This is a genomic window from Rhodococcus sp. BP-160, from assembly GCF_019836205.1.
Lineage (GTDB): Bacteria > Actinomycetota > Actinomycetes > Mycobacteriales > Mycobacteriaceae > Rhodococcoides.
In genome coordinates this window covers 895,761-907,441 of sequence record NZ_JABUEK010000003.1, presented here as the reverse complement: position 1 = coordinate 907,441, position 11,681 = coordinate 895,761, and the positions used below count along the sequence as shown (strand labels likewise).

At 69.3% G+C, this 11,681-nt stretch carries 14 protein-coding genes; 7 read left to right on the top strand and 7 right to left on the bottom strand.

Going from position 1 to position 11,681, the window contains the following annotated elements; all coding sequences use genetic code 11:
* Positions 1-389 precede the first annotated feature (389 nt).
* Positions 390-1,298 (top strand): LCP family protein, encoded by a 909-nt coding sequence (locus HQ306_RS16175; RefSeq protein ID WP_308115564.1) that lies wholly within the window; start codon positions 390-392, stop codon positions 1,296-1,298.
* Between the two features lie 42 nt (positions 1,299-1,340).
* Positions 1,341-1,934, top strand: a complete 594-nt coding sequence (locus tag HQ306_RS16170; RefSeq protein ID WP_081821499.1) for a ferritin — start codon at positions 1,341-1,343, stop codon at positions 1,932-1,934.
* A 3-nt stretch (positions 1,935-1,937) separates the two neighbouring features.
* On the opposite strand, the gene HQ306_RS16165 is transcribed toward HQ306_RS16170, so the two are convergent.
* From HQ306_RS16165 to HQ306_RS16145, 5 genes are read right to left on the bottom strand one after another with little or no spacing between them, the layout of a single operon-like run.
* Complete coding sequence (locus tag HQ306_RS16165; protein ID WP_027507323.1) at positions 1,938-2,849, bottom strand: DUF5926 family protein; 912 nt, start codon at positions 2,847-2,849, stop codon at positions 1,938-1,940.
* An 11-nt stretch (positions 2,850-2,860) separates the two neighbouring features.
* Positions 2,861-3,643 (bottom strand): glycerophosphodiester phosphodiesterase family protein, encoded by a 783-nt coding sequence (locus HQ306_RS16160; RefSeq protein ID WP_204869492.1) that lies wholly within the window; start codon positions 3,641-3,643, stop codon positions 2,861-2,863.
* Positions 3,640-4,659 (bottom strand): DUF4328 domain-containing protein, encoded by a 1,020-nt coding sequence (locus HQ306_RS22650; protein ID WP_051613718.1) that lies wholly within the window; start codon positions 4,657-4,659, stop codon positions 3,640-3,642. The genes HQ306_RS16160 and HQ306_RS22650 overlap by 4 nt, the downstream gene beginning before the upstream one ends.
* A gap of 4 nt (positions 4,660-4,663) precedes the next feature.
* Positions 4,664-5,005 (bottom strand): rhodanese-like domain-containing protein, encoded by a 342-nt coding sequence (locus HQ306_RS16150; protein ID WP_204869490.1) that lies wholly within the window; start codon positions 5,003-5,005, stop codon positions 4,664-4,666.
* A 43-nt stretch (positions 5,006-5,048) separates the two neighbouring features.
* A complete protein-coding gene (locus tag HQ306_RS16145) occupies positions 5,049-5,501 on the bottom strand; it encodes a hypothetical protein (RefSeq protein WP_222632552.1) in 453 nt (150 codons plus the stop codon).
* Between the two features lie 176 nt (positions 5,502-5,677).
* Between HQ306_RS16145 and HQ306_RS16140 the strand changes: the two genes are divergently transcribed.
* Positions 5,678-6,604: an LLM class F420-dependent oxidoreductase gene (locus HQ306_RS16140; RefSeq protein WP_222632543.1), complete on the top strand. Its 927-nt coding sequence runs from the start codon at positions 5,678-5,680 to the stop codon at positions 6,602-6,604.
* On the opposite strand, the gene HQ306_RS16135 is transcribed toward HQ306_RS16140, so the two are convergent.
* Positions 6,592-7,782 carry an acyltransferase gene (locus HQ306_RS16135; RefSeq protein ID WP_082544258.1) on the bottom strand — a complete coding sequence of 397 codons (1,191 nt, stop codon included), beginning with the start codon at positions 7,780-7,782 and terminating at the stop codon, positions 6,592-6,594. The genes HQ306_RS16140 and HQ306_RS16135 overlap by 13 nt on opposite strands.
* Positions 7,783-7,983: 201 nt before the next feature.
* Here HQ306_RS16135 and HQ306_RS16130 point away from each other — a divergent pair, with 201 nt between their 5' ends.
* The 3 genes from HQ306_RS16130 (at position 7,984) to HQ306_RS16120 (ending at position 10,363) form a co-directional block, all read left to right on the top strand.
* Positions 7,984-8,607, top strand: a complete 624-nt coding sequence (locus HQ306_RS16130) for a superoxide dismutase (RefSeq protein ID WP_027507329.1) — start codon at positions 7,984-7,986, stop codon at positions 8,605-8,607.
* A gap of 206 nt (positions 8,608-8,813) precedes the next feature.
* Positions 8,814-9,347 carry a hypothetical protein gene (locus tag HQ306_RS16125; protein ID WP_027507330.1) on the top strand — a complete coding sequence of 178 codons (534 nt, stop codon included), beginning with the start codon at positions 8,814-8,816 and terminating at the stop codon, positions 9,345-9,347.
* A gap of 317 nt (positions 9,348-9,664) precedes the next feature.
* Positions 9,665-10,363: a TMEM165/GDT1 family protein gene (locus HQ306_RS16120; protein WP_222632541.1), complete on the top strand. Its 699-nt coding sequence runs from the start codon at positions 9,665-9,667 to the stop codon at positions 10,361-10,363.
* Here the strand turns inward: HQ306_RS16120 and HQ306_RS16115 are convergent.
* Positions 10,305-10,799 carry a nucleoside deaminase gene (locus HQ306_RS16115; RefSeq protein WP_222632539.1) on the bottom strand — a complete coding sequence of 165 codons (495 nt, stop codon included), beginning with the start codon at positions 10,797-10,799 and terminating at the stop codon, positions 10,305-10,307. The genes HQ306_RS16120 and HQ306_RS16115 overlap by 59 nt on opposite strands.
* Positions 10,800-10,883: 84 nt before the next feature.
* Here HQ306_RS16115 and HQ306_RS16110 point away from each other — a divergent pair, with 84 nt between their 5' ends.
* Positions 10,884-11,651 carry an SDR family NAD(P)-dependent oxidoreductase gene (locus HQ306_RS16110; protein WP_222629296.1) on the top strand — a complete coding sequence of 256 codons (768 nt, stop codon included), beginning with the start codon at positions 10,884-10,886 and terminating at the stop codon, positions 11,649-11,651.
* The last annotated feature ends 30 nt before the right edge of the window (positions 11,652-11,681 follow it).

Below are 11,681 nucleotides of genomic sequence, written 5' to 3'. Positions count from 1 at the left end.
AGAGTCGCCGGATGAGCCAGCAACCTCCGTACGACCCGCGGCGGCGACCGCCACCCCCTCGCCGTCCGGGTCCGGAGGAACCGCCGGTGGTGCGGCGACGGGCGGGCAGCCCTCCGGGGTGGGCCGACCAGACACGTGTGCAGCGGGGTCCTCAGCAGCCACCACCCCGGCAGGATCCGCGGGCGTGGTCGGCGGTTCCCCCGGCGCGGGACGCGCCACGGCGTGACGATCGGTACCGGGACGACCGGCGACCGTACGACGACGGGCGTGGGCCGGCCGATCGAGGCCGCGCCCCTGCTCCCGCCCCGGTTCCGCCGCGCCAGGTGCCGCCCGAGCCGACACGTCGACGCCGGCGGCCACGGTGGGGTCGCCGCATAGGTATCGCCCTGGTGGTGTTGCTCCTGCTCGTCGTCGGGGGCGCCGTCTGGGCGGACACGTCGCTGTCCCGAGTCGACGCGCTCGGGAACTACGAGGGTCGCCCGGGGGACACCTCGGGGACCAACTGGCTGCTCGTCGGATCGGACAGTCGTACCGGACTCACTCCCGAGCAGGAGGCCGAACTCGCGACCGGTGGGGACATCGGTGCGGGCCGGACCGACACGATCCTGCTGATCCACGTGCCGGCGAGCGGCCCGACCACGATGGTCAGCCTCCCGCGCGACTGGTACGTGCCGATTCCCGGCAACGGCACCGACAAGCTCAACGCCTCGTTCTCCCTCGGCGGCGCGCCGCTGCTGGTGCAGACCGTGGAGGGTGTGACGGGCCTGCGCATCGACCACTACGCCGAGGTGGGCTTCGGCGGGTTCGCCGACATGGTCGACGCGATCGGCGGGGTGGACATCTGCGTGCCCTACGACATCGTCGACCCCCTGGCAGGAATCGACCTGCGTGCGGGCTGCCAGGAGCTCTCGGGTCCGCAGGCGCTCGGCTTCGTCCGCAGCCGCGCGACGGCACTCGCCGACATCGATCGGATGAACAACCAACGACTCTTCCTGTCGTCGTTGCTCTCGAAGGCGACCAGCCCGACCACCTTCCTGAACCCGTTCCGGGCGGTGCCGCTGGTACGGGGGGTCGTGAAGTCGCTGCAGGTCGACGACGGCGACCACATCTGGAATCTGGCGTCCCTCGGCTGGGCGCTGCGCGGGGAGATGATCACCACCACCATTCCCGTCTCCGGGTTCGAGGACGTCGACGGCTCGGGCAACGTCCTGCTGTCCGACCGCGAGCGGGCGTCCCGGTTCTTCGAGCTCCTGGCCACCGATCAGCAGCTGCCCCCCGACCTCGTCGGCGGCGGATGACGCGTCCCGACGGACACGCTCGACCCAGTACCGTGTGTCGTCATGAGCCTCGACGACGTGTCCGCTGCCTCCGACGCCCGGGATTCCGGGGTGTTCCACGACAGGGAGTCCAGCGCGTTCCACCTTCTCCTCCGTGAACAGGTGCGACACGAGTTCACCGCCTCGCAGCAGTACATCGCGATCGCGGTCCACTTCGACGGGGCGGATCTGCCGCAGCTCGCCGCACGGTTCTACGCCCAGGCCGACGAGGAACGCGGCCACGCCATGATGATGATCCAGTACCTGCTGGACAACGACCTCGAGGTCCGGGTGCCCGGGGTCGACGACGTCGTGAACGCGTTCGGGTCGGTACGCGAGCCGGTCGAGCTGGCGCTGCGGCAGGAGAAGAAGGTCACCGAGCAGATCACGACGCTGGCACGCACCGCCCGCGACACCGGCGACTACCTGGGCGAGCAGTTCATGCAGTGGTTCCTCGCCGAGCAGATCGAGGAGGTGGCGTCGATGACGACGCTGCTCACCATCGTCGACCGTGCCGGCGAGAACCTCTTCCACATCGAGGACTTCATCGCCCGCGAGATGACGAGCGAGTCCCGCGGCGGCGGCAACGCGCCGAGGGCCGCCGGGGGACTCGCCTGATCGTCAGCGAAGGGTGACCTGGCGGCTGCGCAGGCCGTCACGGGCGCGCCGCTGCTCGGAGGTGAGCTCGCTGGTGTCGGCCAGCGTCTCGTCGAGCCTGCGGCCGAGAGCCGCTGTGCCCGTTGCCCATTCGTCGGGATGAACCTCGGGATCGAGGTCGAAGACGGGTACGAGCAGGCCGTGGGTACGGAACGAGCCGGCGAAGCGCGATCCCTCCCCCACATGCAGTTCACCCACCGACTGCAGGCGAGCCAGCGCGATCATCAACTGATCCTCGTCCTCGGGGCGGACCCAGCGGATGTGCGCCTTGTCGCCGGCGTCGACCCACCAGGCCGCGGACACACCGTCGGCCGTGATGCGGGCGGACGGGAGGATCGCACCGTTGGCGCGCTCGATGGTGGCGTCGACCTCGGGGTCCGCTCCCGCGCCCTCCGGGATCCACCACGAGAAGTCCTTGTGGACGGTGATGTCCAGAGGGGACGTCGCGTCCACGAGTTCCGTGAGCGCGGGCGTCTCGGCGGACGGGTTCGACGCCGCCGTCGAGGTTCCGGGCGTCGCCGAGGAGGCCCACACGACGGAGGCGGCGAGGTCGGCCGACAGATCCTCCGAGAAGGTCTGGACCTGCATCGCGACGAACGCGTTCTTCTGCTCGTCGTCACGCACGAGTGCGGCGACGGCACCGGGGAGCACTGTCGCGAGAGTGAAGGGACGGTCGCTTCCCGTCACCGGGAGGGATGCCGACGCGGAGGCGACGAACTCGCGCATCGCCACGATGTCGCACTCGAAGGCGAGGCCCTCGAACGGCCGCACCGGCGCGGACGACAGCGCCTCACGCTCGGCTCTGCGCTGCTCCAGCAGCTCCGCGCGTCGACTGTCGGGCTTCGGTCCGCTGTTTCTCTTGCTCTTCTTACCCACGAGCGTCGAACCTACCGGGTGATGCTGTCGTCCAACCACGCGAGCGCCTGACCCGGATGATCGGTGGCGAGCCAGCGCACCCCGAGGTCGTGGCACAGATGCACGTCCTCCTCGGTGTTCACGGTCCAGCAGTACGTCGCTCGACCGGCCGCCGCGGCGTGATCGACCAGGTTCGGATGATCACGCAACGTCTTGATCGAGGGCCCGACCGCCGTGGCGCCCACCGTGGTCGCGGCGCCGCCGCCGATGTAGCGCGACGCGGTGCCGAGCAGCACGGTCGGCAGCATCGGAGCCGATCGCCGCACCCGCCACACCGCCGAGGGCGCGAACGACATCACGACGGCGCGGGACAGGGACGCCGACCCGGGTCGGCCGATGCCGAATCGGTGCAGTTCCGCCAGCACGGCGTTCTCGATCAGGCCTCCGTAGCGCACCGGGTGCTTGGTCTCGATGAAGATCTTGGCGGGCTTCGCCTTCCACGCCATGACCATGTCGATGAGGTCGCTCAGCAGCAGCACGTTCGCCGGATCGTCGGCTGTCCCGTAGTCGTGGCCGGACAGTGCCTCGTAGGTGAGGGCACTGACGATCCCGGTTCCCGACGACGTCCGGTCGATCCGTCGGTCGTGGACGCACACCACCCGGCCGTCGCGCGTGAGCCGCACGTCGCACTCGACGCCGTCGGCCCCCTCGCGCAGTGCCTGTTCGTACGCCACCAGTGTGTGTTCCGGCCGCGTTCCCGACGAGCCACGATGCGCGACGACGAGGGGTGTGGCCTCGTGTGCGGAGTAGATCATCGGACGTCGGCGAGCTGGTCGGGTGCGGTGTCCTCCGGGGCCGGGGTCGTGTCGGACACGGGGGTGGTCGGCAGGACCGTCCATCGCGTGAGGGTGCGGGTGTCGCCGCGGACGGTGCGGCCGTCGGCTCGGCGGATCACGGTGAGCGTGAGGGCGGCCACCCCCGCGGCGACCAGGTCGGTGATCGCGGTGAGGACCACACCGTTCGCCTGCGCCTGGATGCCGTCGACGGTGCGCCACGCGACAGTTGCCGCGATCAGCAGCCAGTTGCCGACCCAGGCCGCCCACCACCACGGCACCAGACGCTCGAGTCGGAGCCGGTGCTCGCTCGTGCGGGCCAGCTCCGTGAGGAAGACCCCGGGCAACAGCAGGGTGACGATCGGCAGCAGCGATCCGAGGTACAGGGTCCGCGTGCGCCGCGGATCGGTGAGTCCGTGACGGGCGTAGGCGCTCCGGCGCAACCGGACCACGCGGGCGACCGTCGCCACCGCGGCGACCAGACCGACTCCGAGGGACAGGAACGACAGGCACCACACGGCGGCGTCCGACAGTGCGAGGACCGCGGCGGGCATCAGTCGGTCGCGACTGACGAGCAGCACGACGTACCGGGCCAGCTCGGCGACAGCCGCCGCGACGAACAGGGCGACGGTCGCCGTGAGCAGGGAGGTCGAGCGCCGGGCCAGCCGGTCCGTGGCGCTCTCCGGCGCACTCGGGTGCGGGCGCGGCGCGATCGGCAGACCCCAGGTGGGCATGACGTCGTAACGGGGGGTGGGGGTCGGCACCCGGCGGACACGGCGCCGCGGCGCGGATCCGGGCGCGGAGGCCACCCAGCGGAAGTTACGACGGACGGCCATCGGCAACTGCCCGACCGGGGCAGTCGACTGCCCGACCGGCACCGGGGAGAGCAGGACCCCGTGGCAGACGGGACACCACTGCCGCGGCGACGGCCCCACGTCGATGCGCCGTGTGCAGCGCGCACAGATCTGGAACCAGGCCACCGGCCGAGGAGCGGTCACGGCGTCAGTACACGGTGGCCGGGCGACCGGCGTCGTCGACGACCGGGAGGCCGGCCTGCTGCCACGCCACCATGCCGCCGTCCACGTTCACCGCGTCGACTCCCGCGTGCTGCAGGTACTCGACGACGCGGGCCGAACGCCCACCCTGGCGGCACACCACGTAGAGGGTGCCGTCCACACTGATGTCGGCCATCCGCGACGGGACGTCGCCCATCGGGACGTGCAGCGCGCCGGGAGCGTGCCCGGCGGTCCACTCGTCGTCCTCACGGACGTCGAGCAGGGCGGCGCTGGGACCGGGCTCCGGGACGTCGGAGACGGACACGGACGGTACGGATCCGAAGCTCACGCACTCGATCCTGTCACGCCCCTCGCCCCGGTGCCACCGTCGATCACCAGTCGTTCTCGAACCGCCCGCTCTCGAACCGTCGTGCGCCGCGGGCCACCACCCACGTGGTCCCCACCTTCGCCGCGGGCAGGGTGCCCGCCGCGATCTGCGCGAGCACGGCCTGTCGGGAGATCGCCCGCTCCGCCGCCACCTCGGACACCGACGACCACCCGTCGGTGGGCGGCAGTCCGGACACCGACTCGTGGTCTCGTGCCGAGCGGACGGACAGCGACACGAGGTCGCGACCGCCGACGAGATCTCGCAGCAGAGCCGAGGCGAGGGTGACGGCCTGCGGCAGGCCGTCGGCCGAGAGTGTGACCACCAGGCGCGCGCGGCCGAGATGGCTCCGGGTGAGGCGTCCGCGAAACGGCGCGACCGCCGAGGCCAGCGCGTCGATCTCCGCGGCGTGCAGGTCGTCGAGCGCGGCGAACAGTTCGGCCTCGGCGGTGAAGTCCATGGGGAGCAGTATTGTCGATCAGCATCTTCGAATCCCTATGGAGGTTGCTGATCGACAATCACCATCCCCATCATCCACAGAAACATCCACAGAAACGGGACTCGATCCCGTTTCCTCCGCGTGTGTCGCACCCACGGTCGCTCCCCGACTCCGGCACGCCCTTCTACTGTCGAACCATGGACCTCAGAATCTTCACCGAACCGCAGCAGGGCGCGACCTACGACGACCTGGTCCGCGTGGCGCGCGCCGCCGAGGACTTCGGGTACGACGCCTTCTTCCGCTCCGACCACTACCTGGCGATGAGCACGGATGGTCTCCCCGGACCCACGGACGCCTGGATCACCCTGGCCGGCATCGCCCGGGAGACCTCCACGATCCGCCTCGGCACCCTCGTCACCTCGGCCACCTTCCGGTACCCGGGTCCCCTGGCGATCTCGGTCGCGCAGGTCGACGCGATGAGCGCCGGCCGCGTCGAACTGGGGCTCGGAGCAGGCTGGTACGCCGACGAGCACGCGGCGTACGCGATCCCGTTCCCGTCGGTGGGCACGCGCTTCGATCGCTTCGAGGAGACCCTCGCGATCGTCACCGGTCTGTGGGGCACTCCCGCGGGTGAGACGTTCTCGTACCAGGGCGACCACTTCACCGTGACCGAGTCACCCGCTCTGCCGAAGCCGGTGCAGAGTCCGCCGCCCATCATCATCGGCGGCATGGGGAAGAAGCGGACGCCGGAACTCGCCGCGCGTCACGCGACGGAGTTCAACCTCCCGTTCGCGGACACCGACGCGACGGCAACACAGTTCGACCGGGTGCGCGCCGCGTGCTCGGACATCGGCCGTGATCCGTCGTCGATGACGTTCTCGAACGCGCTGGTGCTGTGCTGCGGCACCACCGAGGACGAGATCGCCCGCCGCGCCGCCGCGATCGGACGGGACGTGGAGGAACTCCGGGCGAACGGCGCGGCAGGGACGCCTGCCGAGATCGTCGACAAGCTCGGAACGTACGCCGAGCTCGGATCGACCCGGTTCTACCTGCAGATGCTGGACCTGTCCGATCTCGACCACATCGAGCTGGTCGCCGCCGAGGTGATGCGTCAGCTGGCCTGAGGGCCGGAGGTCGGGTCACTCGAGGTCGGCTCGTTCGCGGTCGGGGCAGGCGTCCGCGGGTGCCCCGACCAGTGGCGGGCGATCCACCGTGCCGCCGGCGTCTCGACGTAGCGGTACACCAGATCCGAGAGCACACCGGTGATCAGCGCGAAGACGAGCACCGCGACGGTCGCACCGAGATGCGGCTCGACGAGCGAGTAGATGCGGTAGAGCACCAGAGTGTGGACCAGGTAGATCGTGTAGCTCCGCGTCGCGAGCCAGTGGATCACGCGCGAGCGGCCGAACGCGGTGTCGGTGGGAGCCACCAGCACCACCGCGACGACGAGCACCAGCACCGTCCACAGGTGACCCTGCTGACCGACGTGGAAGGCGTCCACCGTCGTCGCGTACCGGATGACGGCGAACTGGGCGAGACCCGCGAGAAGAAGGGCCCGCCACGACGCGAGCCGGGCGAACGCGAGATACACGATCTGGCCCAGGAAGACGGTGGGCAACGTCGCCGCGACCTTGTCGACCATGGGGATCGTGTACTCGTACGGCACCAGATCGGTGTAGAGCAGGATCAGCCAGCACACGGCCGCACCGACGATCGGAACCAGCACGGGGCGGGACGCGAGCACCCGGCGCATGCTCACCGCGTACACGTAGAAGACCCCCTGGACCACGAGCGTCCAGGTGACCCCGAGGACCACGACCTCCGGGCGCACGAAGAAGCCGCCGAGCACGAAGCTCATGGCGGCCTCGGCGTTGCTGATGCCCACGGTCTGCGAGAACATCCCGTTCACCCCGAGGCGAACCAGCACGATCGCGGCGAGGACCGACAGCCAGAACACCGGGAGCAACCGCGCTGCCCGCCCCACGAGGAAGGCGCGCGGCGAGTTGCGGACGACGGACGCGGTCGCGACCAGTCCGGTGAGGATCATGAAGAACGCGACGCCCACGAACGAGAGATGGTGGTTCAGACCGCCGTGCTCGACGAACACGAGGGTGACGACGTCGATGAGCCACCACGGTGTTCCGAGATCATCGACCAGGAAGTACGAGATGTGCGAGTACACGACGGTCAGGACCGCCAGCGCACGCAGGATGTCGACTCCGCCGAACCGGATCCGCGGCGGATCGGCCGCCGTACGGACGGAGACCACTCCACCGTCCGAGTCGGGCGTCGAGGAGGTCATCACCCCCGATCTTAAGGTTCTGTTCACCTTTCGGTCGAGTTCGCCCACGTCATCGTTGCGCGCGGGCAAGGGGACCACGGTCCGCATCGGCGTGTCTGCGCTGCACTCCGACTGCGCCGAACTCTTGCGCGAGGTGTACGAATGACGTTGGCTGGGTAACGCCAGCAGTCAGCTACAACAGATGCAAGAGAAGGGAAACACGTGTCCGAGTACACACTGCCCGACCTCGACTACGACTATGCAGCTCTCGAGCCCCACATCTCCGGGGAGATCAACGAGCTGCATCACTCCAAGCACCACGCCACCTACGTCGCCGGCGTGAACACCGCACTGGAGAAGCTGGCCGACGCCCGTGACAAGGACGATCACGGCTCGATCTTCCTGCAGGAGAAGAACCTCGCGTTCCACCTCGGTGGCCACGTGAACCACTCCATCTGGTGGAAGAACCTCTCCCCCAACGGTGGAGACAAGCCCGAGGGCGAGCTCGCAGCCGCACTGGACGACCACTTCGGCTCGTTCGACAAGTTCCGCGCGCAGTTCACCGCCGCGGCCAACGGTCTGCAGGGCTCCGGCTGGGCAGTGCTCGGCTACGACACGCTGGGCAAGAAGCTCCTCACGTTCCAGCTGTACGACCAGCAGGCGAACGTGCCGCTCGGCATCATTCCCCTGCTGCAGGTCGACATGTGGGAGCACGCCTTCTACCTGCAGTACAAGAACGTCAAGGCCGACTACGTGAAGGCGTTCTGGAACGTCGTCAACTGGGCCGACGTGCAGCAGCGCTTCGCCGCAGCCACGTCGCAGACCTCGGGTCTCATCTTCCCGTAGTCCCGCCGCACAGTCGTACCGCGAATGCCGCGTCCCACGAGGGCGCGGCATTCGTCGTCTCACCCGCCACATCTGGCACTCGTGACCACTTGTGTGCCAGCGCGATGGTGGTGTTCTCTTCCTCTACCCGACGTTGTGTGCCGATGGTCCGCGCACGTTCCGCGCAGGCCGTCCCGCTCGATGCCGGCCAGTGCGAGGAGAACGTCATGACCAGTCCCGATCGTCGCATCATCGGTGTGGCCCCGTTCCACGCCTCGGGAACCCTGCGCGGCTTCGTCATCTCCGGCCGGTGGCCCGACACGACGAAGGAATGGGCGCAGCTTCTCGCCTTCACGGTGCGGGTCGCCTCGACCCCCGGCCTGCTGGACACCAGCACCGTCTTCTGTGTCCGCGAGGAACTGCCCGACGACCCACACGAGGGGACCGTGGGCATCGTGGTGTCCGAGGGCCCCGTCATCGGGGACCACGCGGTGACCCCGGAGCGCTTCGCGCTGCATCAGCCGGCCGCGCTGATGATGCTGCATCCGCCGTCGGAGACGATGCCGACGCTGCCGGAGTGCGCCGGGGCCGCGTCGGGGTGCGTGCTGTTGCCGGGTCTGCCGCACCTCGGGCTGGACCATCGTGCCGCCTGGGTCGAGGCCGAGGCCGACGGCACCGTGACGTCGATGATCAGCCGTGTGGGCCTCGATCCCATCAGCCATCCCGATACGGCCGTCCTCGCGATGTTGCTCGCTGCATGACACGACAAATTTCGGGTAGCCGAACAGGTTTGTCGAAGTTGCAGAAGCCTGACCAGGGCTTTAGCGTGGAGATCAGCGAAGGGGAGTAGCCCCCGATCATCCAGTCGACATACTGGCGCGCACCGGTTCGCCGGAGCGCTCCCGGCTCGGTGAACCGAGCTGCCACCCACGTGGCAGCAGGTGGGCGAGACCTTTCGTCGACCGGCCGGCCTCCGGCCTTCCCGCACCGGTCCCGATGACCGCACGGTGCGCTGCACCGAGCGTCGGCCAGGTTCTCCCCTCGTGTCGGCCGACGCGCCCTGTCCTGGAGGTTCGACGTGCTCGCCGCCCTGCTGCTCAGCTTCGGAGTCATCTTCGTCGCCGAACTCGGTGACAAATCCCAGCTGATGGCCATGACGTTCGCCCTGAAGTACCGCTGGTGGGTCGTCATCGGCGGCATCACGGTCGCCACGACGCTCGTCCACCTCGTCTCCGTCGCCGTGGGCCACTACCTCGGTGTCGCGTTGCCCACGCACCTGATCGGCATCGTCGGCGGCGTCGCGTTCCTGGTCTTCGGCCTGTGGACGCTACGCGGCGATTCGCTCGACGACGAGGAGAAGACGAAGGCCGACCGGGTGACGAAGTCCGCCTTCATCGCCGTCGCGTCCGCCTTCTTCCTCGCCGAGCTCGGCGACAAGACGATGTTGGCCACCGTCACGCTCGCCTCCGACAACGACTGGGTCGGCGTGTGGATCGGCTCGACGCTGGGCATGGTCGCCGCCGACGCTCTGGCCATCGTCATCGGCGCGACCCTGGGCAAGCACCTGCCCGAGCGGCTCATCACCCTCGGTGCCGCGACCCTGTTCTTCGTCTTCGGCGTGTGGCTGATCCTAGAGGGGCTGCTTCCCGGCACACCCGTCGGACTGATCGCCGCAGCCGTGGTCCTCGCTCTCGGTATCGCGGCGACGAGCTGGACTCTCACTCGTCCGACGGCAGACCGGCATTCCGACGATGAAGTGACCGCATCTCCGCGCTGACCTCCGGTACGGGCCCCCGCACCCGGATCCGCGGCGCCACGTCGCCGATGGGCAGCGCGGCGACAGGGCCCGGCTCCAGACCCCACTCCGACCGCCACGCGGTGAGCTGAGCACTCGTCACCGCGACGACGATGTCGCCGAGCCCCACCCACGCGTGCGCCGCCGAACACATCGGGCAGTGCTCCCCCGATGTGTACACCGTGGTCCGGGCGCGCTCGTCGGCCGTCAGGTTCCGCACGGCCCACTCCACGATCGTGAACTCGGGATGGCGCGTCGAGTCCCCGCCGCCCACGCGATTGCGGTCCTCGAAGAGCACCTGACCGTCCGCGTCGACCAACACCGACCCGAACGGCTCGTCACCGGCGTCGAGTGCCTCGCGCGCGAGCGCGACACAACGCCGGACATGGACCTCGTCTGCCGAACCGGGGAACGTCATGTCCCGAGTCTGCACCCACCGACTAGGGTTCGTTTCAGTGAGCGGCCGGTAACCGAGTCGGCCGTCCGACGAGAGGACACGGCAGTGGAGATCGCGGGAACAGCGGCATTGGTCACCGGCGGCGCATCGGGGCTCGGCGCGGCCACGGCGAAGCGGTTCGCCGACAACGGCGTCACCGTCTTCGGCCTCGACCTGCAGCAGTCCATCGACAAGGCCGGTGACTCCGTACCGGACGGCGTGACGCTCATCGCCGCCGACGTCACCAGCGACGAGGAGGTACGAGCCGCCCTCGCACAGATCGGCGAGGCCGGCGTCCCGCTGCGCATCGTCGTGAACTGCGCCGGCGTGGGCTGGGCGGGACGCATCCTGTCCAAGAAGGGCGTGCACGATCTCGAGCTCTTCCGCACGGTCATCACCATCAACCTGCTCGGCACCTTCAACGTCATGCGTCTGGCGGCCGATCACATGCAGACGCTGCCGACCGTCGACGAGGCCGGACAGCGCGGCGTCATCATCAACACCGCGTCGGTGGCCGCGTTCGAGGGCCAGATCGGTCAGATCGCCTACTCCGCGTCCAAGGGCGGCGTGCACGGCATGACCGTCCCCGCGGCGCGCGACCTCGCCCAGGTGGGCATCCGCGTCAACACCATCGCCCCCGGCATCGTCGACACCCCGATGCTCGCCGGCGTCACCCCGGAGTACCGCGCCGGCCTCGAGGCGGGCGTCCCGTTCCCGTCCCGACTCGCTCAGCCCACCGAGTACGCGCAGCTCGCACAGATGATCGTCGAGCACGACTACCTCAACGGCGAGACCATCCGCATGGACGGCGCACTCCGGATGGCACCGCGGTAACTGCTCGAAAAAAAGATCTTCGTCACCACC

What these genes read in the sequence shown, in the direction of transcription:
- HQ306_RS16160 (WP_204869492.1), bottom strand. Translation starts at nt 3,643, where the DNA reads ATGATCTACTCCGCACACGAGGCCACACCCCTCGTCGTCGCGCATCGT.
- HQ306_RS16125 (WP_027507330.1), top strand. Translation starts at nt 8,814, where the DNA reads ATGACCAGTCCCGATCGTCGCATCATCGGTGTGGCCCCGTTCCACGCC.
- HQ306_RS16135 (WP_082544258.1), bottom strand. Translation starts at nt 7,782, where the DNA reads ATGACCTCCTCGACGCCCGACTCGGACGGTGGAGTGGTCTCCGTCCGT.
- HQ306_RS16140 (WP_222632543.1), top strand. Translation starts at nt 5,678, where the DNA reads ATGGACCTCAGAATCTTCACCGAACCGCAGCAGGGCGCGACCTACGAC.
- HQ306_RS16115 (WP_222632539.1), bottom strand. Translation starts at nt 10,799, where the DNA reads ATGACGTTCCCCGGTTCGGCAGACGAGGTCCATGTCCGGCGTTGTGTC.
- HQ306_RS16170 (WP_081821499.1), top strand. Translation starts at nt 1,341, where the DNA reads ATGAGCCTCGACGACGTGTCCGCTGCCTCCGACGCCCGGGATTCCGGG.
- HQ306_RS16145 (WP_222632552.1), bottom strand. Translation starts at nt 5,501, where the DNA reads ATGGACTTCACCGCCGAGGCCGAACTGTTCGCCGCGCTCGACGACCTG.